The sequence below is a fragment of the Alcaligenes sp. SDU_A2 genome (assembly GCF_038237375.1).
Taxonomy (GTDB): Bacteria; Pseudomonadota; Gammaproteobacteria; order Burkholderiales; family Burkholderiaceae_B; genus Alcaligenes.
Genome location: NZ_CP151273.1, coordinates 2,538,514 through 2,563,373, shown reverse-complemented (window position 1 = coordinate 2,563,373; position 24,860 = coordinate 2,538,514). Strand labels below are relative to the sequence as shown.

Sequence of the window (24,860 nt, the reverse complement as noted above, 5' to 3'; positions counted from 1 at the left end):
TAGGCGTCGGGTAAGCGGCTAATCAGATGAAAATGTGCCGATGTCGGCTGCTCAGGCGACCATAGTGTGCAATCCAAAGAAGGGGGGCTCTACGCGGAGAGCGTTTTCCTATGAAAGTCGATGAAAAAAGTCTTGGAAAGGTTGCTTGGGACAAATGGAAAAGCATCAAATACAGGTGTTTCATTTAGAAATATTTGTATTTATTCTATGAGCATCAATGGTTTAGGGTAAATGCCTAGTGTTTTCGTGGTCCGTTGCTGGAATAATGTCATGCTGAATGCTTGCGTTTATAAAAATAACCGTGCTATAGTTTCTTTCTTGCTGCAGCGAACAGGGTTTTCCCGAAGCGGTACAGCAAGCGGTTCGTTCGATTTCACCGCCTTGGCTCAATGGCCTGCACCGAAGTCTGAATCAACCGGCAGAAAATAAAGCTTGCATGATTTAAGTTTTTCATGTTAAAGTTCTAGATTCTGCAAACGAGATTACAAAGTTAAGTTTTTAGCGACGTCTTAAAATTTACCTTTGTAGCTTGTGAAGTTAAGCGGTACGGGATCAGGTGGTTTCATCCGGTTCTGGTTCAAGCGGGAACAAGTTTGATCGGTTTAGGTTCTACCCAAAACGCTCAAACGAACTTCAAAAAACGCTTGACACACTGCGAAAAACGCTTCATAATCTCGTTTCTCTGCTGCTGAAACAGCAAGGCACGAAACGCCACACAGCGTAACGCGCCGGCCGACTCAGCCAGTAGAACGACAGGCAACTGTCACTGCTCTTTAACAATTAACAGCCGATAAGTGTGGGCGCTTGGAATGAGCGGGCCGAATCCTTCGGGAATCGCCACAAGTTTGTATCAAGTGCTCACAGACGAAAAATGAAGTTTTTACCTTGTGTAAACTCTGAATTTTTCTTTGAGACACAATCGGTCTCGTCGCAAGACGGGACAACCACAGAGATTAAACTGAAGAGTTTGATCCTGGCTCAGATTGAACGCTAGCGGGATGCTTTACACATGCAAGTCGAACGGCAGCACGAGAGAGCTTGCTCTCTTGGTGGCGAGTGGCGGACGGGTGAGTAATGTATCGGAACGTGCCCAGTAGCGGGGGATAACTACTCGAAAGAGTGGCTAATACCGCATACGCCCTACGGGGGAAAGGGGGGGATCGCAAGACCTCTCACTATTGGAGCGGCCGATATCGGATTAGCTAGTTGGTGGGGTAAAGGCCCACCAAGGCGACGATCCGTAGCTGGTTTGAGAGGACGACCAGCCACACTGGGACTGAGACACGGCCCAGACTCCTACGGGAGGCAGCAGTGGGGAATTTTGGACAATGGGGGAAACCCTGATCCAGCCATCCCGCGTGTATGATGAAGGCCTTCGGGTTGTAAAGTACTTTTGGCAGAGAAGAAAAGGCGCTTCCTAATACGAAGCGCTGCTGACGGTATCTGCAGAATAAGCACCGGCTAACTACGTGCCAGCAGCCGCGGTAATACGTAGGGTGCAAGCGTTAATCGGAATTACTGGGCGTAAAGCGTGTGTAGGCGGTTCGGAAAGAAAGATGTGAAATCCCAGGGCTCAACCTTGGAACTGCATTTTTAACTGCCGAGCTAGAGTATGTCAGAGGGGGGTAGAATTCCACGTGTAGCAGTGAAATGCGTAGAGATGTGGAGGAATACCGATGGCGAAGGCAGCCCCCTGGGACAATACTGACGCTCAGACACGAAAGCGTGGGGAGCAAACAGGATTAGATACCCTGGTAGTCCACGCCCTAAACGATGTCAACTAGCTGTTGGGGCCGTTAGGCTTCAGTAGCGCAGCTAACGCGTGAAGTTGACCGCCTGGGGAGTACGGTCGCAAGATTAAAACTCAAAGGAATTGACGGGGACCCGCACAAGCGGTGGATGATGTGGATTAATTCGATGCAACGCGAAAAACCTTACCTACCCTTGACATGTCTGGAAAGCCGAAGAGATTTGGCCGTGCTCGCAAGAGAACCGGAACACAGGTGCTGCATGGCTGTCGTCAGCTCGTGTCGTGAGATGTTGGGTTAAGTCCCGCAACGAGCGCAACCCTTGTCATTAGTTGCTACGCAAGAGCACTCTAATGAGACTGCCGGTGACAAACCGGAGGAAGGTGGGGATGACGTCAAGTCCTCATGGCCCTTATGGGTAGGGCTTCACACGTCATACAATGGTCGGGACAGAGGGTCGCCAACCCGCGAGGGGGAGCTAATCTCATAAACCCGATCGTAGTCCGGATCGCAGTCTGCAACTCGACTGCGTGAAGTCGGAATCGCTAGTAATCGCGGATCAGAATGTCGCGGTGAATACGTTCCCGGGTCTTGTACACACCGCCCGTCACACCATGGGAGTGGGTTTCACCAGAAGTAGGTAGCCTAACCGTAAGGAGGGCGCTTACCACGGTGGGATTCATGACTGGGGTGAAGTCGTAACAAGGTAGCCGTATCGGAAGGTGCGGCTGGATCACCTCCTTTTAGAGCGAATGGCTCGCAAAGCGAAAGCGTCCACACTTATTGGCTGTTAGTTAATGTCATGACCATGAAGGTTATCGCCCAGTGGTGATAGATGGGTCAGTAGCTCAGTCGGTTAGAGCACCGTCTTGATAAGGCGGGGGTCGTTGGTTCGATTCCAACTTGACCCACCAACGATTACCTCGGGGGATTAGCTCAGCTGGGAGAGCACCTGCTTTGCAAGCAGGGGGTCGTCGGTTCGATCCCGTCATCCTCCACCATCGCTTTATCGCGGTAGGGGCCGGTAACTGATCATTCATGACAGAGTATAGGGCACAGGCAAACAACGGTTTGGCTGGCGCTAGATTCAACGAAGAGTGTTCTTTTTAAAGAATACTGCTCGTTGGGTTATGCAACCCACGAATTGCTCTTTAACAATTAGGAAGAAGCACAACGAAGGTGTGTTGTCTGATACGCATCATTTCTTAGGAAGCGATGTAGACAATGCACGGGTTGTGATTGCAACACGAACAATTTATGTTCAACAAGTTCTCAAAAATATAGACGTTGTTCAATCCTCGGATTGGATGACAGCTAAGGATTGATGAACGGCAACAACGTATACTCATATATCCTATAGCCGTAAGCGTTATAGGATCAAGCGAATAAGTGCATATGATGGATGCCTTGGCGATCACAGGCGATGAAGGACGCGGTAGCCTGCGAAAAGCTACGGGGAGCTGGCAAACAAGCTTTGATCCGTAGATGTCCGAATGGGGAAACCCACCGCAGCAATGCGGTATCCCATACTGAATACATAGGTATGTGGAGGCGAACCGAGTGAACTGAACCATCTCAGTAACTCGAGGAAAAGAAATCAACCGAGATTCCGGAAGTAGTGGCGAGCGAAACCGGACCAGCCTGGATGTTTTAGCGTATTACATAGTCGAATGGAATGGAAAGTCCAGCCGTAGCAGGTGATAGCCCTGTAGACGAAATGCAATACGTGGAACTAAGCATCGAACAAGTAGGGCGGGACACGTGAAATCCTGTCTGAATATGGGGGGACCATCCTCCAAGGCTAAATACTCGTGATCGACCGATAGTGAACCAGTACCGTGAGGGAAAGGCGAAAAGAACCCCGGAAGGGGAGTGAAATAGATCCTGAAATCATATGCATACAAACAGTAGGAGCACCTTCGTGGTGTGACTGCGTACCTTTTGTATAATGGGTCAGCGACTTACATTCAGTGGCAAGCTTAACCGAATAGGGGAGGCGTAGCGAAAGCGAGTCCGAATAGGGCGATTCAGTCGCTGGGTGTAGACCCGAAACCAGGCGATCTATCCATGGCCAGGTTGAAGGCACGGTAACACGTGCTGGAGGACCGAACCCACTAATGTTGAAAAATTAGGGGATGAGCTGTGGATCGGAGTGAAAGGCTAAACAAGCCTGGAGATAGCTGGTTCTCTCCGAAAACTATTTAGGTAGTGCCTCACGTATTACTGTCGGGGGTAGAGCACTGTTATGGCTAGGGGGTCACAGCGACTTACCAAACCATGGCAAACTCCGAATACCGACAAGTACAGCGTGGGAGACAGAGCACCGGGTGCTAACGTCCGGACTCAAGAGGGAAACAACCCAGACCGCCAGCTAAGGTCCCTAACTATGGCTAAGTGGGAAACGAAGTGGGAAGGCATAGACAGTCAGGAGGTTGGCTTAGAAGCAGCCATCCTTTAAAGAAAGCGTAATAGCTCACTGATCGAGTCGTCCTGCGCGGAAGATGTAACGGGGCTAAGCCATAGACCGAAGCTGCGGATGTGTACTATGTACACATGGTAGGAGAGCGTTCCGTAAGCCTGTGAAGGTGTTCCGTGAGGAATGCTGGAGGTATCGGAAGTGAGAATGCTGACATGAGTAGCGATAAAGGGGGTGAAAAGCCCCCTCGCCGTAAGTCCAAGGTTTCCTGCGCAACGTTCATCGGCGCAGGGTGAGTCGGCCCCTAAGGCGAGGCAGAGATGCGTAGCTGATGGGAAGCGGGTTAATATTCCCGCACCGTCGTAGAGTGCGATGGGGGGACGGATTGCAGAAGGTCATCGGGGTGTTGGATGTCCCCGTTGGCGCATCGTAGAAGGCACTTAGGCAAATCCGGGTGCATAATTCAAGGGTGTGACTGAATAGAGCTTCGGCTCTAAACTGACTGGAAGCAGTTCCAAGAAAAGCCTCTAAGCTTCAGCTCTACGAGACCGTACCGCAAACCGACACAGGTGGACGGGATGAATATTCCAAGGCGCTTGAGAGAACTCAGGAGAAGGAACTCGGCAAATTAATACCGTAACTTCGGGAGAAGGTATGCCTCATTAGTGTGAAGTGCCTGCGCACGGAGCACGAAGAGGCCGCAGTGAATCGGTGGCTGCGACTGTTTACTAAAAACACAGCACTCTGCAAACACGAAAGTGGACGTATAGGGTGTGACGCCTGCCCGGTGCCGGAAGGTTAAGTGATGGGGTGCAAGCTCTTGATCGAAGCCCCGGTAAACGGCGGCCGTAACTATAACGGTCCTAAGGTAGCGAAATTCCTTGTCGGGTAAGTTCCGACCTGCACGAATGGCGTAACGATGGCCACACTGTCTCCTCCTGAGACTCAGCGAAGTTGACATGGTTGTGATGATGCAATCTCCCCGCGGCTAGACGGAAAGACCCCATGAACCTTTACTGTAGCTTTGCATTGAACTGTGAACCGGCCTGTGTAGGATAGGTGGGAGACGTTGAAGCGTGGTCGCCAGACTGCGTGGAGTCAACCTTGAAATACCACCCTGGTCTGTTTGCGGTTCTAACCTAGGTCCCTTATCGGGATCGGGGACCGTGCATGGTGGGCAGTTTGACTGGGGCGGTCTCCTCCCAAAGTGTAACGGAGGAGTTCGAAGGTACGCTAGGAACGGTCGGAAATCGTTCTGATAGTGCAATGGCATAAGCGTGCTTGACTGTGAGACTGACAAGTCGAACAGGTACGAAAGTAGGACATAGTGATCCGGTGGTTCTGTATGGAAGGGCCATCGCTCAACGGATAAAAGGTACTCTGGGGATAACAGGCTGATACCGCCCAAGAGTTCATATCGACGGCGGTGTTTGGCACCTCGATGTCGGCTCATCTCATCCTGGGGCTGTAGCCGGTCCCAAGGGTATGGCTGTTCGCCATTTAAAGAGGTACGTGAGCTGGGTTTAAAACGTCGTGAGACAGTTTGGTCCCTATCTGCCGTGGGCGTTGGATACTTGACGGAGCCTGCTCCTAGTACGAGAGGACCGGAGTGGACGTACCACTGGTGTATCGGTTGTCATGCCAATGGCATTGCCGAGTAGCTACGTACGGAAGAGATAACCGCTGAAGGCATCTAAGCGGGAAACTCGTCTGAAGATTAGGTATCCCGGGGGCTTGACCCCCTGTAGGGTCGTCCGAGACCAGGACGTTGATAGGCTGGGTGTGGAAGTGCAGTAATGCATGTAGCTAACCAGTACTAATTGCCCGTGTGGCTTGATCCTATAACCCTTGTGGTTGTAGTGAGTACAAGTTGTTGACCACAGAACGTAATATTGAAGTGCAGCGCAGCCCGCGCTCGAACCCTTCGTAAACACTTGCTAAGCGATCCGTACTGATCCTGGCAAGGTGCTTCTTCCAAATTGGCCAGGCTGTCCACAAGACAACCTGGCAACCAGTTACGCTTGACGACCATAGCAAGGTGGTCCCACGCCTTCCCATCCCGAACAGGACTGTGAAACGCCTTTGCGCCGATGATAGTGGACGGACGTCTGTGAAAGTAGGTCATCGTCAAGCTCTTATTGCTCAAAACCCCCGCAAGCCTCGCTTGTGGGGGTTTTGTCTTTTAGGCGACGCAACGCCAGCGCACGGCTCGCTTGCTGCCTACATGCGCCTGAGCGCATCCGCCCCGGCCTGCGCGCCGCCCAAGCACAACACAGCGCGCACAACATTCAAACCCAAACCAAGCAGCTCTCCAACAGCGCCGTCGTTCAAGTAGCGGCCCATGCGCTATCAGGTCATATAGTCAGCAATAGCGCCCCATGCGCTGACCGGGTCATCCAATAAGCAGTACAGCCGGCAATAGTGATCTTGCTGAAGGCCTGATTGCCGGTGACGATGGTGCCCATGTGCCTCATTGCGCGAAGTTATCCCTTCAAGAACAGCTTCGCCCACTTTTTTATTCATCTCCTACGCGCAAGCCGTAAGCACGATGCTGGCGTGTGCGGATCAGTTCTGCTTCAAACTGCTGCTGCTGCTGCTGCTGCCTTTAATGTTGCTTCTTGCCGTCCGGGATGGGCCTATTTATTGACTCTTTTTTCTTCTATTCTCTTGCTGTCCCCGCGTAGAATGCTCAATAAATAATTTAGAGCTAAAGGAGTTGGGGATGGCAGTCGACAAGGTATTTGACGCAATCGTGGTCGGGGCAGGGCACAATGGACTGGCTGCGGCGGTGGAACTGGCCAGCCGTGGCTGGAAAGTATGCGTGCTGGAAGCCAAAAGTACCGCTGGTGGTGCGGTCAACACCCAGGAGCTGACCTTGCCGGGGTTCCGGCATGATGTCTGCGCCATGAATCTGTCGTCGTTTGCCGGTTCCCCATTCTACGCCCGCCACAAGGATGCCTTGGCGCGTCACGGTCTTGCTTTTGTTCCGGCGGAGCATTGTTTTGCCAGTGTGTTTCGTGATCAGAGCTGGTTAGGCGTCAGTGCGGATCTGGATACGACAGTGCAGCGCATCCGCGCTGTTTCCGAGAAAGATGCACACGCCTGGCAGGCCATGCTGGCTGATTTTCAGATCAAGGCTCCACACCTGTTTGCGGTTCTAGGTGCGCCTATGCCTTCGTGGAAACTGGCCAGAAGTGCTTGGCGCAGTTGGCGGGAATTGGGCAAGGAGGGGGTTGCGGAACTGTTGCAACTGCTGCTGGCTACTCCGCGCGACTTTCTGGATCGACATTTCGAGAGCGAATCCCTCAAGGCCATGATGGCCGCATGGGGGTTGCACGTGGATTTTGCGCCCGATACGGCAGGCGGAGCTTTGTTTCCGTATCTGGAATCTATGGCTAATCAGGCTTTCGGTATGGTGATCGGCCAGGGCGGTGCGGACACGATCATTACGGCAATGACAGGCTTGCTGCAGGAGTTGGGCGGTCAATTGCAGCTGGATGCGCCGGTCTGTAGGATTGAGCAGGATAAGGGCCATGCCAAGGCCGTGGTGCTGGCTGATGGCCGCCGTTTGCAGGCCCGCAAGGCCATTATTGCCAATTTGAATCCTCAGTTGGTTTTTGGCCGGCTGCTTGATGCGCAGTCGGTGCCGGCCAAGTACCAGAAGAAAGTGGATGAATTTCGTCCCGGTCTAGGCACGATGATGTTGCACCTGGCTTTGGACAGTCTGCCCGATTGGACGGCAGGGGCAGAGTTGCAGCGCTTTGCTTACGTGCATTTAGCTCCTGACCTGGCCATGATGAGTCGCGTCTATGCAGAAGCGGCCAGTGGGCTGCTGCCGGCTGAGCCGGTGCTGGTGGTGGGGCAGCCTACCGCTCTTGATCCGGGGCGTGCTCCACAAGGCTCGCACGTGTTGTGGGTGCAGGTACGAGTTCTACCCGCCCGGGTGTGTGGGGATGCGCTGGGCCGTATTGCCGCTGGCGATTGGTCGCAGATAAAGCAGGATTATGCACAACGCGTGCTGGATGTGCTGGAAGCGTATGCGCCGGGGCTACGCGGCAAGATTCTGGCCAGTCTGGTGATGTCGCCACAGGATCTGGAGCAGTTCAATCCTAGTCTGATTGGTGGGGATAATCTTTCGGGCAGCCATCATCTGGACCAGAACTTCTTTTTCCGGCCTGTAGCATCGTATTCTCGGTACAACACACCGGTCAAAGGCTTGTATCTGTGTGGGGCCTCGACGTGGCCGGGCGCTGGTACCGGAGCAGGATCGGGCTTTATGCTGGCGACGATGTTGGCCGCCTAGGTCCAGCGGGGCCCGGGGACTGTTGGCCCTGCGTAGTGGGCCGTTCTTGTGACAGGGCGCTAGAGACACGCCGCGGCACTGACGCCGGGCGGCTCATAGCCCGTTCAGGCGCTGGCGCGCGTGTTCCGACCGTTCCTGACGGGCTTCCAGTTCTCGTAATTGTTTGCGTATGCCATCGATATGTTCTCGGGCAGCCCGTCGCGCCTGATCGGGCTGACCCTGAGTGACGGCATTGCACAAGCGCGCATGCTGGCGGTCCAGCTGGCGTTTGGAACTCTGGTTAGGGTAGAGGTGCTGCACTGAAACGCGCACGGTTGACAGCATCAGTTCGTTGAACAGACTGATCATGTGGACCAAAACGGGATTGTGCGAGGCTTCGCAGATCGCCAGATGGAAAGCATGGTCGGCACGCGCGATGTCCTCTGGCGGGCAATCTTGCGCGTGCAACTCCTCCAGTTCCTGAAAACGCCGGCGTATCAGAATATGATCGGCTTCTGTGCCTCTGGAGGCAGCCAGCCGGGCGGCTTCACTCTCCAACAATTCGCGTACTTCCAGCAAATCGTACAAGGTGCGCTCTTGTTGTTGCAGCAGGTGTTCGAGTGGGCGGCTTGCCGCCGACTGGACCAGATTAGCGACAAATGAGCCTTTGCCGTGTTGCGTTTCAATCAGACCTCGGGCGCGCAGCAACTGCATGCCTTCGCGCAGTGCGGATCGGGATACCGCCAGACGCTGGGTCAAAAGCCGTTCCGACGGTAATGCCTGCCCTGGTTTGAGCACGCTGTCCATGATCAGGGTTTCGATACGGCGCGCGACCACATCGGCGGTGGGTGCGGCTCGTTTGGTCTGGCTTGTATTCATAGTGGTCGGACCAGTATTGCAGGGGCGTTTTAAAGTCCGTTATGGAGATTCAATCGCTTGATTTTAAGGTTAAAAATTAAGTTATGAAAATAATCGTCAGAATAAACTGGTCTGACCTCTTGTTTGCGGACTGGACAAGAGCGTCTGCATGGCAGACCATGCGGGTCAGGAGACTTTATTGACAGGAGGCGCTATGAGCTTGCGCTACGATGAAAAACTGGATGGCGCGCTGCCCCGCATCGACAAGGTGCAGTTGCTCAGTCGTTTTCGCGACGATATTCCGGACCTGGATGTACTGCATACCGATGAGCAGTTGCGTCCGTATGAATGTGACGGCCTGAGTGCCTATCGCACCCGTCCTTTGCTGGTCGTGCTGCCGCGCGACGCCGTGCAGGTGCAGGCCATTATGCGCCTGGCCCACGAAATGGGCGTACCGGTGGTGGCGCGCGGGGCCGGTACGGGCCTGTCCGGTGGAGCCTTGCCTCTGGAGCAAGGGATTTTGCTGGTGATGGCGCGCTTGAACCGTATTCTGGATCTGGACCCGAAAGCGGGGATTGCCCGCGTTCAGCCCGGTGTACGCAATATTGCCATTTCCCAGGCGGCGCAGCCCTACGGTCTGTACTATGCGCCCGATCCGTCCTCCCAGATCGCCTGTTCGATCGGCGGGAATGTGGCCGAAAACGCAGGTGGTGTGCATTGCCTGAAGTATGGCCTGACGGTACACAACATTATGCGTCTGGAAGTGATTACCGTGACCGGCGAACGCTTGGTGCTGGGCTCGGAAGCCCTGGATAGTCCCGGTTTTGACTTGATGGCGCTGTTTACAGGTTCCGAAGGCATGCTGGGCATCGTGACGGAAATCACGGTCAGGCTGCTTGCCCGGCCGCCGTGTACGGTGGTGCTGCTGGCTAGTTTCGATGATGTCGAGAAAGCCGCGCACGCTGTGGGCAGCATTATTGCGCAGGGCATTGTGCCGGCGGGTTTGGAAATGATGGACCAGATGTCCATACGCGCGGCCGAAGATTTTATCAAGGCGGGCTATCCGGTTGATGCGCAGGCGATCTTGCTGTGCGAGATCGATGGCGCGCAGGCTGATGTGCAAGACGATGTCGAGCGTGTCGAGCAAGTGCTGTATGCCGCAGGCGCGCAGGATGTGCGTATTGCCCATGATGAACAGGAACGTCAGCGGTTTTGGGCCGGACGCAAGAACGCCTTTCCGGCGGTGGGTCGTATTTCGCCGGATTATTACTGCATGGACGGTACTATTCCGCGTCGCCAGTTGGCGCACGTGCTTAAGAAAACGGCGGAGCTGTCCGACGAATATGGATTGCGCGTTGCCAACGTGTTCCATGCGGGCGACGGCAATATGCATCCTCTGATTTTGTTCGATGCCAATACACCGGGTGAACTGGAGCGTGCCGAGGCTTTGGGGGGCAAGATCCTGGAGTTGTGTGTTGCCGTGGGGGGCACCATTACCGGGGAGCATGGCGTGGGCCGCGAAAAAATCAACCAGATGTGTGTGCAGTTCAACGAAGACGAATTGCAGTTCTTTCATGCGGTCAAGGCGGCGTTTGATCCGCAGACCTTGCTTAATCCCGGCAAGAACATTCCTACGTTGAATCGCTGCGCCGAGTTCGGTGCCATGCACATTCATCATGGGCATCTGCCTTTTCCTGAGCTGGAGCGTTTCTGATGAGCATGATGGAAACTACAAACCAGGACAGAAGCGCCGAACTGCTGGAGCAGGTGCGGCAGGCTCTGGCCAGCAAGACTGCCTTGCGCATTCGAGGTGGTGGCAGCAAGGATTTTCTGGGGCGTGCGGTACAGGGGCAGGAGCTGAGCCTGCTCGGACACCAGGGCGTGGTCGATTACGATCCGGCCGAGTTGGTGGTGACGGTACGTGCCGGCACGTCCTTGGCGGCGTTGGATCAGGTCTTGCGCGAGCAGGGTCAGGGCTTGCCGTTCGAATCTCCCGAGTTTGACGGGCGCGCCACGGTCGGCGGTGCGATGGCATGCGGCCTGTCTGGTCCGCGCCGTCCTTGGGCTGGCTCTTTGCGGGACTATGTGCTGGGCTGCCGCCTGATCAGCGGCATGGGTTCGCATTTGCGATTTGGCGGTCAGGTCATGAAAAACGTGGCTGGCTACGATGTGTCGCGCCTGATGGTCGGTGCCCAGGGAGGCCTGGGTGTCATTACCGAGGTGTCGTTCAAGGTTCTGCCTCGGCCGCGCAGCGCACACAGCCTAGTGTTGGATGCGGAGCACGGTGATCTGGCGGACCTGCTGCGCCGGTGGCGCGACGAAAGTCGTCCCATCAGCGGCATGGCCTGGCAAGATGGACGCCTGCATGTCCGCCTGGAAGGGGGGGATAGTTCCGTGCGTCTGGCACGCCAGGACTTGGGTGGTGAGGCACTGGATGCCTCCTATTGGGATGATTTGCGTGAATGCAGGCTGGCTTTCTTTCAGAATCCGGCACCGCTGTGGCGTATTGCCTTGCCGGTGGATGCCCCTGTGCTGACCTGGCCCGGCGAGATATTGGTGGACTGGGGCGGTTCGCAAGTGTGGCTCAAGTCTGATGCCGCGCCGGAGATGATACATCAGCAGGCACGCAACGCCGGTGGTCATGCCCGTTGTTGGAGCGGGGCCGCTGCCGGTCAGGATGCGCTGCCCGAGTCTTTGCTGGGCTGGCACCGGCGTCTTAAAGAGCAACTGGACCCTGCCCATATTTTCAACCCCGGCCGGCTGTTTGCCGTGCCTGAGTCGGAGCCGACATGCAAACACATCTGAGCGAATGGGCCCAGCAGTTGCCGCGTTCTGAAGAGGCGCAAGCCATTTTGCGCTCTTGCGTGCATTGCGGGTTTTGTAATGCCACCTGTCCGACCTATCTGGACCAGGGTAACGAGCTGGACGGCCCGCGCGGCCGCATTTATTTGATCAAGATGTTCTTGGAAGGTCAGGCCACCTCCGAACTGACGCAGCACCATCTTGATCGTTGTCTGAGCTGCCGCAATTGCGAAACGACCTGCCCGTCCGGGGTGAAGTATCACGCGTTGCTCGACATTGGTCGCTCCGCTCTGGAGCCGCGTGTGCAGCGTTCGCTAAAGGCGCGTGCTACGCGGGTGGCGCTGACGCAGATTCTGCCTGAGCCGGGGCGTGTGCAAGCCTTGTTGGGAGTGGCCCGGGCAGTGCGCCCCTTGTTGCCGCAAGCGCTTAAAGAAAAAGTGCCCCAAAAGGATGCCGGTAATACAGCGCGTCCGGCTGTTCGTCATGAGCGGCGCGTGCTGATGTTGGAAGGCTGCGTACAGCCGGCGATGGCACCGGCTATTAATGCTGCCACCGCACGCGTATTGGACAGGCTGGGTATCAGTGTTACACCTATCGCCCAAGCCGGTTGCTGCGGTGCGTCGTCGTTTCACCTGGGCGCGCAGGAGCAGGGGCTGGAGCAGGCGCGGCGTAATATCGACGCCTGGTGGCCGCAGATCGAGCAAGGGGCTATCGCCATTGTGCAGACATCAAGTGGCTGCGGGGCCTTTGTCAAAGAATATGTCGATCTGTTCAAAAACGATCCGGCCTATGCCGAGCGGGCGCGACGCGTCAGCGAACTGGCTAAGGATCTGGTCCAGGTGCTCGAGGAGCTGCCGCTGGAACAGTGCATGGATGGCAAGGAACGGCCCCGACTGGCGTTTCATTGTCCTTGTACATTGCAGCATGCCCAGAAACTGGGTGGCCGCGTCGAGTCCGTGCTGACGCGCTTGGGTTTTGAGCTGGGCGCAGTGCCCGATAGCCACCTTTGCTGTGGCTCGGCCGGTACGTATTCCTTGACTCAGCCCGAGATCGCCGGTCGTTTGCGGGACCGCAAGCTCGATGCGCTGGAAAGCAGCAAGCCCGATGTGATCGCCACCGCCAATATGGCTTGCGGCAATCATTTGAACAGCGCCGGTCGTACCAAGGTGCGGCACTGGATCGAGTTGGTGGACGAACATCTGTCTGTGCAGACAGCCTGAACGCATCCGCCTGCGGATTGACACAGACGGCTCGCCCTTACAGGGCGGGCCGTTTTTGTATCGTCTGGAGTTTTGTCGGGTCTGGATGCTGAAACACTATCCGATATGTTCGTATCGTCTTTTATAAAAAATGATTCTTTGAACGTAATTCGATTTTAGGTTTTTTGGGAGAAAGATTAAGCGCTATAGTATTTCTTGTTTTTAATCAGGGATCGTTTGCCTGCTTGGGAGAGAAAATGCTTCGGAGCTGTGATGATAAAAAAAACAGGAGCCTGTCATGAAATGCCGTACACCCGAGACCAGAATCGAATTGGTACAGCGCTACCGATTACGCCCAGTCACTCATGTCCGCTTGTTGGCAGGGCAAAAAAAGCGCAGTTGTACGGGCGATATGCTGACTGATGCTTATTATTGTTTTGCGTATGAGGCAATGCAGGGGGCGGAAAAAGGATCGTTTTATTGTGGAAGCCATGCCGCGCGACATTTGCTGGAATTGACCGGTCATGCGCCCTTGCCTTTATTTAATCCTCTCAAGGCGGTGGATAGTGGCAATGGTGCCGGTGCGGGTAGTGGCGCAGGCACGGGGCAGGGCGGCGGAGCCAGGAAAGCATGGCATCCGGCGGCCAAGCAGTTATCCAATGCCATTAACTTATTGGTTGTTTGTTGGAATTCGCCACCGGGCCCGGCATTGACTGCCATTCAAGAAGAATTGGAAAACACTACCGATAGGGCTCCGTTGCTAAGGCAAGTAAAAGCCATTAATACGGTTATTTCCAAAGACATTAAAAAACGCACCTTGATAAAAATGCTCGATGATTTGTCGGCTGGCAATGACATAAAATCTTACGACTTCGATTTGTTGAATGAGATCCTGAATCAAGAGAGCGTCGTGTCCCATTTTGGGTAAAAGTGGGGGTATGCCAACAGTGGGTATCCCTTTGCATGCGGCAGCAAGCGCTAACGGCGGAACCGCAGAGCGGTATGTCGGATGGAGGCTTGCTGTACATGCGGGCATTAGTTTTTCTGTGTGGGTCGCCGTCCGGTGTAAAAAAAGCACACCGCCTTAGCGGCGCAAACGCCCGTTCCTGTTCATCAGCTCATCGATTGTTGGTCCGGGAGAGAGGGTGGGAGGCTGGCCGTTGCGATAGCCGCCGGACTCGAAAATAGATTGATGGCGTGCGTGCGGGCTGGGATTGTGCCTGTCCTGGGTAATCGTGAAGTTGATGCTGCCGTTCGAAGTGGTCACGGAGCGGGTGTCGTTGGCGTTTTTGCTCTCCACGGTTTTGAAGTCTTTGGAAATGCGGGAGCCATCGCCAAAAATCGAACTTGTTGTTTTTCCGGTGTTGATTGGCGGTGTGACCGGCGCGGGGGCGGGTTTGGCTGCTGTGCCGCTGAACTGCAGCCGTTTATCCACGATACCGCGCTCGGGGACGGCTTTGCCGGGTGTGCAGTTGCTGCATGGCTTGATGGTGGAGTCGGCCCAAGCGGATGGACTCAAGGGTAGGCCCAGAATAAGGAGGCCCGCTGCGACAAGAGAGTGTTTCATGTGTGGCCTTCAGCATGTCCAGTGTGATAACACCACCAGCTTAGCAAACAGCCGTTTGCAGCACCCAAACAAAAACGCCAACCCGTTGGGATTGGCGTGAATGTTGAACTGCTATTTGTTTGGTTGGTGCCGGTGAAAGGAATCGAACCCTCGACCTTCTCATTACGAATGAGCTGCTCTACCGACTGAGCTACACCGGCTAACCGAAGTCATGCAGTATATCCTGCTTTTTTGGTTTTTGTAAATCCTGTGCCGTGTTCAGGAGCTGGGCGTGCTATGTTGGGGTTTTGACTGGCTGACGAGGTCGATCATGCTTGGGATCAAGATTGGTTTTTTGGTGGCGGCGTTTTTGCCGTGGGTAGCGGCGATCTGCGCCAAGGCGGGCGCGGCGGGATTTGACAATAACAATCCCCGTCCCTGGATGGCAGGATTTACGGGGTGGCGGGCACGTGCCAATGCGGCGCAGGCAAATGCCTTCGAGGCCCTGCCGTTTTTTTATGGAGCGGTCTTGATCGCGTTGTGGTCGGGAGCGGACGCCTGGCGCGTGCAGAATCTGATGGTGGCGTGGCTGGTGTTGCGCGTGGTGTATTTGCTGATGTACTTGGCCGGCAAGGGGGCGCTGCGTTCGCTGGTGTGGTTTTTGGCCTTGGCTGTGAATGTGTGGATTTTGTTTCTGCCAGTATTGATCACTTGATCTGCGTTTGGATTGGTGGGTGCCTTTACGGCCAGTAAGTGGTGCATGAACGTGTCGTGGGTGCTCGTGCCGATCATGGACAGGGCATGTATGTGATCATCGCCCCAGATACCGGTAAAGGCGTCTGGGGCGATGTGCTTTTTTGCATGGTGTAGCTGGTAGGTGTGTCGGAAGTCAGATCTGGCTTTCTTGTTCTTGGGCTTCTTCGCGTGTGCGGATGGCCGAGGGGAACAGATCCCAGCAGGCGATGAACATGGCGGCGATCAGTGGGCCGATCACAAAGCCGTTCAGGCCGAAGATGGACAGGCCGCCCAGGGTGGAGATCAGGATGATGTAGTCCGGGATCTTGGTGTCTTTGCCCACCAGCAAGGGGCGCAGCAGATTGTCCACCAGACCGATGACGAAGATGCCGAAGGCAGTCAGGACGGTACCCTCGAAGTAGCTGCCGGAAACGAAAAAGTAGATGGCGACCGGAGCCCAGATCAGCGAAGCACCAACGGCGGGCAGCAGGGAGAGCAGGGCCATCAGCACGCCCCAGAACAGTGCGCCCTGTATGCCCAGGAACCAGAACATGACCCCGCCTAGCGCGCCTTGGGTAGCCGCCACGGCGATATTGCCTTTGACAGTGGCGCGTACCACGGTGGTGAACTTGCGAAACAGGTGGGTTTTGTGGTCTTCGCTCAGCGGGATCAATTGCCGGCAATGCCGGCCCAGCTCCACGCCATCGCGCAGTAGGAAAAACAGCATGTAGAGCATGATGCCCATGCTGACCAGGAACTGGAAGGTATTCTGGCCGACATTGACGGCTTGCTTGGTCAGGAACTGCCCGCCCTGAACGGCAAATTGGGAGAACTTTTCCTGCAAGGTGGCGAAACTGTCCAGTCCGAATCGGGCGGCGATATCGTGCACGCTGGGGGGCAGGGCGCTGAGGATTTTTTGCAGGTAATCACCGGGGTTGAGCTGGCCGCTGTTCATCAGGTCGTACAAGGTGGCGATTTGCTGCACCAGAGACATGGAGATCAGCGTGACCGGGATAATAACGATCAGAATAATGATAAGCAGGCTGATCAGCGCTGATAAAGAGCGTTTGCCGCGTGTTTTGGCCAAGAGCTTGCGTTGTACGGGCGCAAACAGAATGGCCAGGACGGCGCTCCAGAACACGGCACCGTAAAACGGCAGCAGTATCCAGAGAAAAGCGGCGGACACAGCGATCAACAAAAGCAGAAACGTGTGAAATTGCAGGTTGGGCCGTGTGGACATGGCGTTTTCCATAAGCTGGGATTGTGCCGATTGTACGGGGGAAAACGGCGGGCAGGCGTGATTGTTCGTGTCCGTTCGCATGATTGGCCGCAGCCCCTTTGTGACGGTGGGCATTCATAATCATGTCATATAGGTTTCGCATCCTTGTGCCTGGTGGGAATCGCCTGAGTACGGTTCCCGATGCATCTATTTCAAAGGACTGTGACATGAAAGACTTGGACCTGGACGATATCGCCGCCAACCCCGGCACCGCAGAATCTTTCGAAGAGGTGGTGGCGCGTGTGGCTTCGCGCCGTCGTTTCCTGAAAAGCGGCTTGGGCGCGGGCGCTCTGGGTTTTCTGGGGTTGGGTGCCGGTCTGAACGGTGTGGCACAGGCGGCCGATGCGGCAGGCAAGGGGGCGCAGTCTCAGAGCGCGCCGTCCATCGGTTTTTCGCCGGTGGCGGCCGGCACGGATGATGCCATTGTGTTGCCTCCGGGCTACGCGCATCAAGTCATTAATCGCTGGGGTGATCCTTTGTTCACGCATTCGGCTCCTTTCAAGGGCGATGCGTCCGAAGGCGGCGATGCCCAGGCCCAGCAGATCGGCTACAACCACGATGGCATGCATTTTTTTCCGATCGATGCGCATGGCGGACAGTCGGGGAGCAATAGCCAGGAAGGCTTGCTGGTGACCAATCATGAGTACATCACGCCACACTTTTTTTTCCCGCAGGGCGTGGTGCCGGCCAACGACAAGTGGAACGCCGACTGGGTGCGCAAGTCTCAGCATGCGCAAGGGGCTTCGGTCGTGCATGTCCGCCTGAACGGCGACAAGGGCTGGGAGCCGGTGTTGGATTCGCCGTTTAACCGTAGCATTAACGGCAATACGCCGATGGCGATGGTGGGGCCGGCGGCCGGCCATGCCTTGCTCAAGACCGGGGCCGACACATCGGGCCGTCTGGCGCTGGGCACATTTGGCAATTGCGGCAACGGCTATACGCTGTGGAATACCTATCTGACCTGTGAGGAGAATTTCACGGATTATTTCGGGGTCGGTGGGCAGGATGAAAAGTCGGTTCAGTATCACGACCAGGCACAGCAGGCGCATTTGCAGCGTTACAAGGGTTCCAGCAAGGCGGCCGACGGCGATTATCGCTGGGATACGCACGATGCACGTTTTGACTGGACCCGCGAACCTAATGAGAGCAATCGCTTTGGCTGGATCGTGGAGATCGATCCTTTTGATCCGCATTCCACGCCTAAAAAGCTGACGGCGCTGGGGCGTTTCAAGCACGAAAACGCCGCCATGACGCTGGCCGACGATAAGCGCGTGGTTGTGTACATGGGCGACGATCAGCGCAGCGAATATATATACAAGTTTGTGTCTGATGGCCGTTTCGATCCGACCCAGCCGGCCCGCAACCGTCTATTGCTCGACAGCGGCGTATTGTATGTGGCGCAGTTCAGCGCCGAAGGCGGGGTGGGTGACGGTGCCGGTTCGGGGCGCTGGATTCCTTTGGTGCTGGACACGCCTACGACAGACGGGCGAAAGCTGGGCGATTTGTTTGCCGATATGGGCGAGTTGCTGATCAAGACCCGTCAGGCGGCTGATGCCGTGGGCGCGACGCCGATGGACCGCCCGGAGTGGGTGGCCGTGCATCCGGTGACGCGTCAAGCCTATGTGACACTGACCAACAATAGTGATCGCGGCAAGGACAAGGCGCGTTGGCCGGGCGGCCCTACGCATCCCGGTGTGGATGCGGCCAATCCGCGCGCAGAAAATCCCTATGGGCAGATTGTGCGCTGGAGCGAAAAGGGGGGCGATCCTGCTCAGGACACCTTCGAGTGGGATATTTTTCTGTTGGCAGGCAATCCGCATATCCATCCCGATAGCGATCCCTTGAGTGGCTCGGACAATATCACCAAGGATAATGCCTTCAACAGCCCTGACGGACTGGCCTTTGATGCCCAGGGGCGTTTGTGGATTCAGACCGACGGCAATTACACCAACAAGGGTAAGTACGAGGGCCACGGCAACAATCAGATGCTGGTTGCCGACCCGGTCAGCAAGCAGGTGCAGCGATTCTTGGTGGGGCCTAAGGGGTGTGAGGTGACCGGCATTACCTGGACGCCGGATCAGCGCTATGTGTTTATCAATATTCAGCATCCAGGCGAAGGGCTGGATGTGGTGCCGTCGCAGCAAGAGCCGACAGCGGTGTCGACCTGGCCCGACGGTGCCAAGGCCAGCCGACCGCGCCCTGCAACTGTGGTGATCTGGCGCAAGGATGGCGGCATCGTAGGGGCCTAGGCCTGGTCGCGACTTACTCTTGTTGCTCGCGGGCCTGCATCAGGTAGTGGCTGGCCCGCCAGATATGCGCGCCGCTGCGCTCGAACCAGCGGTAGCTGTCGGTAATGCGCAGCGCGTGCGAGGTACTGCCGGCAGATGGCGGGCCAGCCAGCAGTGCGTTGCGCATGTCGCGCTGCTGGGCGGCCAGGGCCTGCGCATCTGCCTGGACCTGTTCCAGCCAGGTGTCGGGCTGCTGGCTGCGCAGGCCGTTCAAGGCCAAAGTGGCGATGTGGTCGGCCAGCTCTATGGTGCCGTAGCCTCGTGTGTCGCGGATATCGATGTTCTTGATGTCTACGATGCGCCTGTGCAGCCGTAACAGGTGATCGATGGCGTGCAACTGGGCGCTTAGGCGTGCGCTCAGGTCTGCGTCGTCCTGCGGGGTCTGTATGCGTATGGCAAAGTCGTAGGCCTGTTCCAGCAAGGTGGCGATGTTATGCAGTTCTTGGGTGGCGGTGTGCGCTAAGGGGGCATGCAGGCCTTGTTGGTACAGGGTCAGCAATTGTGTGGCGCTGGCCTGCAGCGTGCGTTGCAAGGTGGTGCAGGCTACTTGCGGCACGGTCAGCAAACTGCTGTCCAGGTGATGCTGGGGCTGGGCGCGGCGATCAGGAACCAGACGCTGTACCAGTTGTGCGAACTGTGGCGTGAAAGGCAGAAAGAGCAGGGCTCCCAGACCGATGAACAGGCTGTGAAAGGCGGCCAGGGCGATGGCTCCGGGCATGATCTGCAGCCAGTCGCTGGCCTGGTGCATGAGGTGCAGAAAAGCTGGCAGCAAGAGCAGGGCGATCAGGCCCGATGCGGCATTGAACAGGATATAGGCGATCGCCGTGCGCTTGGCATAGATGGTCCCGCCTATCGTGACAAGCACGCCGGTCAGGGTGGTGCCGATGGCGGCACCGATTACCACGGCAGCGGCCTGATCGAAGCTGACCGCTCCGGCATCCAGCGCGGTCAGTGTCATGGCGATGGCGGCAGTGGACGATTGCAGCACGGCGGTCAGGGCCAGGCCGATCAGCATAATGAGCACATAGGCACCATAGCTGCCGGCGGGTAGGTGGGCCAGGCTGAAGGTGTCGGCAAAGCTTTGCATCCCATCCTGAAGGGTACTGAGGCCCAGAAACAGAATGCCGAAACCGGCCAGTGCGCGTCCCAGTTCTTTGCTGCGCCCTTTGGCCAGCAGTTTCATCAGCGCCCCGATGCCGATCAGCGGCAGGGTGTAAAAACCCAGGTTCACCTTCAGGCCCAGGCCCGAGACGATCCAACCGGTGGCTGTGTTGCCCAGGCTGGCTCCGATGACTACACCGATCGCTTGGGTAAACGAGATCAGGCCCGCGCTAACAAAGCCGATCAGGGTAACAGTGGTGGCGGTGGAGGATTGAGCCAGGGCGGTAATCAATGCGCCGGATGCAAAGGCTTTGATGGGCTTGCCGGTGCAGGCCAGCAGGAATTGCTGGAGTGATCCGCCGGCGAAAGCGACCAGCCCTTCGGAGAGCAGCATCATGCCGATCAGGAACAGGCCAAGCCCCCCGGCAAAGGGGAAAAGGATATCAAGCATGAGGTACAGGCAGGCAGGAGAACAGCCGGCAGTATACGACTCCAGGCGACATGGTCGCCAGCTTGATTTGGCCAGAAAGTAAAACGCCCGTTCGACATATGCCGAACGGGCGTTTTGTATAAGTGGCTCCCCGACCAGGGCTCGAACCTGGGACCTGCGGATTAACAGTCCCGTTCCGCACGGTTTCTGGTTAGTCTAGCAAACGCCTATAACATTAAAAATCAGGCACTTAAGCGACATTGAGCGACAACGTCCGACAGTGCCCGACCCTTGGCGACACCTTTAACGCTATCATTTGCGCTATCAAAATCGCCAGTTCAGATACTACCATTGCCGGCTAAACGCGGGTACTCAAAGTATGCTTGTTGTCGATTTATGGAGGCTGGAAGGTAGTCTATGATGCACAGTAAGGTATACATATAATATGTTGAATAGCATGCGCATATTTTGCGCCATTGCCCCAGGAGACTTACGATGCTCGCCACCAGTCAAACACGCAGCGCCACAAAACGCGCAACCAACGTCTCGTTAGCCGAAGACATTCTGGTTCAGGCCAAAGCCTTGCACATTAATATTTCCCAAGCCGCCGAAGCAGGTATTGCGCAGGCTATCGCACGCAAGCGTGCTGAGCAGTGGCGGGCCGAAAACCACGCGGCCATTGAAAGCTCCAATGCCTTCGTTGAGAAGCATGGCCTGCCACTGGCGAACTACAGGATGTTTTGATGAGCCCAGAACGCTACAACCTGTACCCCAACCCGTCAGGCCCGGGCTACTTACTTAATGTGCAGGCCGACATCATGCAGCCGTTCAACACGCGCGTCGTGGTGCCTCTGCTGCCCTTGGCAGATGCGCCAAAACCTGCTGCCACACTGAACCCCTTGTTCGATATTGACGGTGTTGAGCATGTGATGGTGACCCAGTACATGGCTGCCGTTCCAGCCAAAGAGCTGAAAAGTCCGGTCGCTAGCCTTCAGCATCGCCACGATGTCATTGTGGCGGCTATCGACTTTTTATTTCATGGGTTCTAGCAAGGCCAAGGGCTGAACATGGCATTCATATAGCCCTTCGTCTCTCCATCCAGCGGGCACGCCCTTTGGAGGGAAACAGGCGTATACCTTTTGTTGTAAAAAGTGATACCTTTTGCCTGCTGATAAGTGTTTACCGATGTGTTGATTGAAGGACTTGGCTCTGCATGCTTCTGATTGCCCCTGGTGCCCGTGCCGTTATCCGCGATGAGGAATGGCTCATCCGCCGTGTTGACCCTTCTGCCGATGGCGGACGATTACTAACCTGTGATGGCATCTCGGAATTGGTGCGCGGCCGCACCGCGCTGTTCCTGACCGAACTGGAAGACCAGATAGAGATTCTTGACCCGGCTGCGACACAGCTAGTGCCAGACAACAGCCCAACGTACAACGCCTCTGTCTTGTACCTTGAAAGCCTGCGTCGGCGCAGTGTGCCTAGCGATGAAGCCATTCATCTTGGCCACCGTGGTGTGATGAACCTGATGCCTTACCAGCTTGACCCTGCGTTACAGGCGCTGCGTCAAACCCGCTCGCGCATCCTCATTGCAGATGCGGTGGGCCTGGGCAAAACACTCGAAGCCGGCATCCTCACCACTGAATTGATGCAGCGCGGTCGTGGTAAGCGGATTCTGGTTGTGACTACCAAGGCCATGCTCACCCAGTTCCAGAAAGAGTGGTGGAGCCGGTTTTCAATACCGCTGGTGCGCCTGGACTCGATTGGCCTGGCCCGCGTGCGCAACCGCATCCCGGCCAACCACAACCCGTTCAATTACTTTGACCGAAGCATCATTTCCATCGACACGCTCAAGAGCAACCTTGAGTACCGGAACTACCTGGAAAACGCCTGGTGGGACATCATTGTTATTGATGAATGCCACAACGTAGCTGCACGCGCCAGTGAAACGGGCTTATCGCGCCGTGCCCGATTAGCCCGTTTGCTGGCAACCCGCTCTGACACTCTGATGTTGCTGTCGGCAACACCGCACGACGGCTCGGCCCGCAGTTTTGCATCGTTGATGAGCCTGCTGGACCCGACGGCCATTTCCGACCCGGACGACTACACGCCCGAGGATTTTCGCAGCAAGGGCTTGGTCATCCGACGTTTTAAGAAAGATATCCGCGACCAGGTCAGCACCGAGTTCAAAGAACGTATCACCACACGTCTGCATGCCCAAGCAAGTCCGGCAGAAGAGGCCGCGTATCGAGCCTTGCTTGAGGTTCCTTTTACCCAGCGCGGTCAATACAAAGCTGGTCAACAAACCGAGCTGCAACGCGTCGGGCTGCAAAAAACCTTGTTTTCAAGCCCGGCTGCAGCTTTGGAATCTACCAAGAAGCGTATCGCTTTGCTTGAGGGTAAATCCGATGCCACCGATGCTGAGCGTGCCGAGGTCACCAGCCTTCACAAGCTGCGTGAGGCCTTGCTGGTGCTAGCAGATGAACCAGATGCGGCAAGCTTCAGCAAGTACCAGCGTTTGCTTGTCCACCTGCGTTCGCCCGAGTCTGGCTGGACCCCAGCAGAGCCTAAAGACCGCCTTGTCATTTTTTCCGAGCGTATCGAAACCCTGCATTGGCTGCGCGAGCACCTTGCAGCCGATATGAAGCTGAAGGCAAATCAGATTGAAGTGTTGCATGGGCAAATGGCCGACACAGAGCAACAAGAGCTTGTCGAGAGGTTTGGGCGCTTGAATGACCCCATTCGCGTACTGCTCTGCTCTGACGTTGCCAGCGAGGGCTTGAACCTGCACTACTTCTGTCACCGGTTGGTGCACTTTGACTTGCCGTGGTCATTGATGGTTTTTCAGCAACGTAACGGCCGGGTTGACCGCTACGGCCAGGAACATCAGCCGCAAATCATCTATCTGTTTACGGACACCGTGAATGAAAAAATCCGGGGCGACCTACGTATTCTTGAAATTTTGGAAAAGAAAGACGAGCAAGCCCTGCTGAATCTGGGCGACCCCTCGGCTTTCCTGAACGTGTTCGACCCCGACAAAGAAGAGGAAAAGGTTAGCGACTTCATGGTCAGTGGCCTGACCCCCGAGCAGGTTGAGGCCGAAATGGACGCCACTGCCAACGATGAGCAGAGCAATGAAGCAGATTGGCTGATGGAATTGTTTGGCGGCGAAACCGGCCACACGGCGCACACCAACGCCTCGTCCTCTGGTGAAACGTCCGTTTCTAATAGCCTGGCATCTATCAGTGAGCCCACGTCGCTGTTTAAGAGCGACTATCACTACGCAAAAACTGCATTGACCCTGCTGAACCAAGATGAGTTGCTATGTCAGTGGTCTGCCGAAGACGCTGAACAGGTGATTGCCCTGACCGCGCCTCAAGATTTGCAAGAGCGTTTGCGCCAGCTTCCGGCAGAGGTACAGGCCGCCAACGACCATTACGCCTTGTGTGCCGACCCCAAACGTATGGCCGAGGCTATTGAGACTGCGCGTCAAGCCCGGGCGGAAGAAGAGTCATGGCCACAGTTGCACTACTTGTGGCAGCAGCACCCAATCATGGAATGGCTGGGCGAACGGGTACTGACCTACTTTGGTCGGCACAAAGCTCCCGTGCTGCAAAGCATGGCACTGCAGCCAAACGAGCAAGCCTTCATCCTGATGAGTCTTGTACCTAACCGGAAAGGCCAGCCCTTGTTGGTGGAGTGGCAGGTAGCCTGCCGCACGGGCAGCGGCAGTTTTTCGCTGGAATCCTTCGACACCTTTGCCGCACGCAGTGGCATCAAGGCCGGCGGCCTGCCCAACCGGGGGCACAGTGACGCGCTTGAAACCATAATTGCCTCGATGCAGAAGGCTCTGCCTGAGGCCGTACACACCATGCGCGATTACATTTTGGAAAAACAAGCCTCATTCTCCGCTGCTCTCGAACAGCGGCTAGAAGGCACACTGGGCGAATTGCAGCGCCTGCAAAACCGCCAAATGCATCAGCTTGAGCTGAATCTGGCCAAGCAACTTGAAACGGTCAGGCGGGGTCGCTTCGAGCAGCGAAGCCAGCAAATCATCCGCGTTTTTGACGAGTATCGCCAGTGGGTACACGATACCCTGTCAACCGAACCGCAGCCTTGGATACAGGTGCTGGCTGCTGTGTGCCACCCCCAAGCCAATAATGCGGGAGCCTGACC

The 24,860-nt window shown here is 56.1% G+C and carries 14 protein-coding genes, 3 tRNA genes and 3 rRNA genes; 15 read left to right on the top strand and 5 right to left on the bottom strand.

Going from position 1 to position 24,860, the window contains the following annotated elements; translation table 11 throughout:
• Window positions 1–955: 955 nt before the first annotated feature.
• From AADW57_RS11880 to AADW57_RS11855, 6 genes are all read left to right on the top strand, one after another.
• A 16S ribosomal RNA gene (locus tag AADW57_RS11880) occupies window positions 956–2,492 on the top strand.
• A 93-nt stretch (window positions 2,493–2,585) separates the two neighbouring features.
• Window positions 2,586–2,662: transfer RNA gene (locus tag AADW57_RS11875), tRNA-Ile, on the top strand.
• Between the two features lie 11 nt (window positions 2,663–2,673).
• A tRNA-Ala gene (locus AADW57_RS11870) sits at window positions 2,674–2,749 on the top strand.
• Window positions 2,750–3,123: 374 nt separating this feature from the next.
• Window positions 3,124–6,005: ribosomal RNA gene (locus AADW57_RS11865) — 23S ribosomal RNA — on the top strand.
• A 179-nt stretch (window positions 6,006–6,184) separates the two neighbouring features.
• A 5S ribosomal RNA gene (rrf, locus tag AADW57_RS11860) occupies window positions 6,185–6,297 on the top strand.
• The 16S, 23S and 5S rRNA genes sit together here with 2 tRNA genes alongside, the layout of an rRNA operon.
• Before the next feature lie 589 nt (window positions 6,298–6,886).
• On the top strand, window positions 6,887–8,467 hold the full coding sequence (locus tag AADW57_RS11855) for a phytoene desaturase family protein (RefSeq protein ID WP_341667106.1): 1,581 nt from the start codon (window positions 6,887–6,889) through the stop codon (window positions 8,465–8,467).
• Between the two features lie 93 nt (window positions 8,468–8,560).
• On the opposite strand, the gene glcC is transcribed toward AADW57_RS11855, so the two are convergent.
• Window positions 8,561–9,325 carry a transcriptional regulator GlcC gene (gene glcC, locus AADW57_RS11850; RefSeq protein ID WP_341667105.1) on the bottom strand — a complete coding sequence of 255 codons (765 nt, stop codon included), beginning with the start codon at window positions 9,323–9,325 and terminating at the stop codon, window positions 8,561–8,563.
• A 193-nt stretch (window positions 9,326–9,518) separates the two neighbouring features.
• On the opposite strand from glcC, the gene glcD reads away from it, so the two are divergent.
• The 4 genes from glcD (at window position 9,519) to AADW57_RS11830 (ending at window position 14,233) form a co-directional block, all read left to right on the top strand.
• Window positions 9,519–11,018: a glycolate oxidase subunit GlcD gene (gene glcD / locus AADW57_RS11845; RefSeq protein ID WP_341667104.1), complete on the top strand. Its 1,500-nt coding sequence runs from the start codon at window positions 9,519–9,521 to the stop codon at window positions 11,016–11,018.
• Window positions 11,018–12,109, top strand: a complete 1,092-nt coding sequence (gene glcE / locus AADW57_RS11840) for a glycolate oxidase subunit GlcE (protein WP_341667103.1) — start codon at window positions 11,018–11,020, stop codon at window positions 12,107–12,109. The genes glcD and glcE overlap by 1 nt, the downstream gene beginning before the upstream one ends.
• The gene (gene glcF / locus AADW57_RS11835; RefSeq protein WP_341667102.1) at window positions 12,094–13,326 is read left to right on the top strand and encodes a glycolate oxidase subunit GlcF; all 1,233 of its coding nucleotides are present in this window, start codon (window positions 12,094–12,096) and stop codon (window positions 13,324–13,326) included. Before glcE ends, glcF begins: the two co-directional genes overlap by 16 nt.
• Before the next feature lie 277 nt (window positions 13,327–13,603).
• On the top strand, window positions 13,604–14,233 hold the full coding sequence (locus tag AADW57_RS11830; protein ID WP_341667101.1) for a hypothetical protein: 630 nt from the start codon (window positions 13,604–13,606) through the stop codon (window positions 14,231–14,233).
• 156 nt (window positions 14,234–14,389) lie between these two features.
• On the opposite strand, the gene AADW57_RS11825 is transcribed toward AADW57_RS11830, so the two are convergent.
• Window positions 14,390–14,872: a hypothetical protein gene (locus AADW57_RS11825; protein WP_341667100.1), complete on the bottom strand. Its 483-nt coding sequence runs from the start codon at window positions 14,870–14,872 to the stop codon at window positions 14,390–14,392.
• Window positions 14,873–14,996: 124 nt separating this feature from the next.
• Window positions 14,997–15,072: transfer RNA gene (locus AADW57_RS11820), tRNA-Thr, on the bottom strand.
• Window positions 15,073–15,182: 110 nt separating this feature from the next.
• Between AADW57_RS11820 and AADW57_RS11815 the strand changes: the two genes are divergently transcribed.
• A complete protein-coding gene (locus tag AADW57_RS11815; protein ID WP_341667099.1) occupies window positions 15,183–15,566 on the top strand; it encodes an MAPEG family protein in 384 nt (127 codons plus the stop codon).
• 174 nt (window positions 15,567–15,740) lie between these two features.
• On the opposite strand, the gene AADW57_RS11810 is transcribed toward AADW57_RS11815, so the two are convergent.
• On the bottom strand, window positions 15,741–16,826 hold the full coding sequence (locus tag AADW57_RS11810) for an AI-2E family transporter (RefSeq protein ID WP_341667098.1): 1,086 nt from the start codon (window positions 16,824–16,826) through the stop codon (window positions 15,741–15,743).
• Between the two features lie 206 nt (window positions 16,827–17,032).
• Here AADW57_RS11810 and AADW57_RS11805 point away from each other — a divergent pair, with 206 nt between their 5' ends.
• Window positions 17,033–19,114, top strand: coding sequence for a PhoX family protein (locus tag AADW57_RS11805; protein WP_341667097.1), 2,082 nt, complete (start codon window positions 17,033–17,035; stop codon window positions 19,112–19,114).
• 13 nt (window positions 19,115–19,127) lie between these two features.
• Here AADW57_RS11805 and AADW57_RS11800 read toward each other — a convergent pair whose 3' ends face one another.
• Entirely contained in the window at window positions 19,128–20,705 is a 1,578-nt protein-coding gene (locus tag AADW57_RS11800) for a Na/Pi cotransporter family protein (RefSeq protein WP_341667096.1), read from the bottom strand.
• A 474-nt stretch (window positions 20,706–21,179) separates the two neighbouring features.
• Here AADW57_RS11800 and AADW57_RS11795 point away from each other — a divergent pair, with 474 nt between their 5' ends.
• From AADW57_RS11795 to AADW57_RS11785, 3 genes are all read left to right on the top strand, one after another.
• A complete protein-coding gene (locus AADW57_RS11795; protein WP_341667095.1) occupies window positions 21,180–21,428 on the top strand; it encodes a type II toxin-antitoxin system CcdA family antitoxin in 249 nt (82 codons plus the stop codon).
• Complete coding sequence (locus AADW57_RS11790) at window positions 21,428–21,733, top strand: CcdB family protein (RefSeq protein WP_341667094.1); 306 nt, start codon at window positions 21,428–21,430, stop codon at window positions 21,731–21,733. The genes AADW57_RS11795 and AADW57_RS11790 overlap by 1 nt, the downstream gene beginning before the upstream one ends.
• A 164-nt stretch (window positions 21,734–21,897) precedes the next feature.
• Window positions 21,898–24,858 carry a DEAD/DEAH box helicase gene (locus tag AADW57_RS11785; protein WP_341667093.1) on the top strand — a complete coding sequence of 987 codons (2,961 nt, stop codon included), beginning with the start codon at window positions 21,898–21,900 and terminating at the stop codon, window positions 24,856–24,858.
• Window positions 24,859–24,860: the final 2 nt, after the last annotated feature.

What these genes read in the sequence shown, in the direction of transcription:
- AADW57_RS11855 (WP_341667106.1), top strand. Translation starts at nt 6,887, where the DNA reads ATGGCAGTCGACAAGGTATTTGACGCAATCGTGGTCGGGGCAGGGCAC.
- glcC (WP_341667105.1), bottom strand. Translation starts at nt 9,325, where the DNA reads ATGAATACAAGCCAGACCAAACGAGCCGCACCCACCGCCGATGTGGTC.
- glcD (WP_341667104.1), top strand. Translation starts at nt 9,519, where the DNA reads ATGAGCTTGCGCTACGATGAAAAACTGGATGGCGCGCTGCCCCGCATC.
- glcE (WP_341667103.1), top strand. Translation starts at nt 11,018, where the DNA reads ATGAGCATGATGGAAACTACAAACCAGGACAGAAGCGCCGAACTGCTG.
- glcF (WP_341667102.1), top strand. Translation starts at nt 12,094, where the DNA reads ATGCAAACACATCTGAGCGAATGGGCCCAGCAGTTGCCGCGTTCTGAA.
- AADW57_RS11830 (WP_341667101.1), top strand. Translation starts at nt 13,604, where the DNA reads ATGAAATGCCGTACACCCGAGACCAGAATCGAATTGGTACAGCGCTAC.
- AADW57_RS11825 (WP_341667100.1), bottom strand. Translation starts at nt 14,872, where the DNA reads ATGAAACACTCTCTTGTCGCAGCGGGCCTCCTTATTCTGGGCCTACCC.
- AADW57_RS11815 (WP_341667099.1), top strand. Translation starts at nt 15,183, where the DNA reads ATGCTTGGGATCAAGATTGGTTTTTTGGTGGCGGCGTTTTTGCCGTGG.
- AADW57_RS11810 (WP_341667098.1), bottom strand. Translation starts at nt 16,826, where the DNA reads ATGTCCACACGGCCCAACCTGCAATTTCACACGTTTCTGCTTTTGTTG.
- AADW57_RS11805 (WP_341667097.1), top strand. Translation starts at nt 17,033, where the DNA reads ATGAAAGACTTGGACCTGGACGATATCGCCGCCAACCCCGGCACCGCA.
- AADW57_RS11800 (WP_341667096.1), bottom strand. Translation starts at nt 20,705, where the DNA reads ATGCTTGATATCCTTTTCCCCTTTGCCGGGGGGCTTGGCCTGTTCCTG.
- AADW57_RS11795 (WP_341667095.1), top strand. Translation starts at nt 21,180, where the DNA reads ATGCTCGCCACCAGTCAAACACGCAGCGCCACAAAACGCGCAACCAAC.
- AADW57_RS11790 (WP_341667094.1), top strand. Translation starts at nt 21,428, where the DNA reads ATGAGCCCAGAACGCTACAACCTGTACCCCAACCCGTCAGGCCCGGGC.
- AADW57_RS11785 (WP_341667093.1), top strand. Translation starts at nt 21,898, where the DNA reads ATGCTTCTGATTGCCCCTGGTGCCCGTGCCGTTATCCGCGATGAGGAA.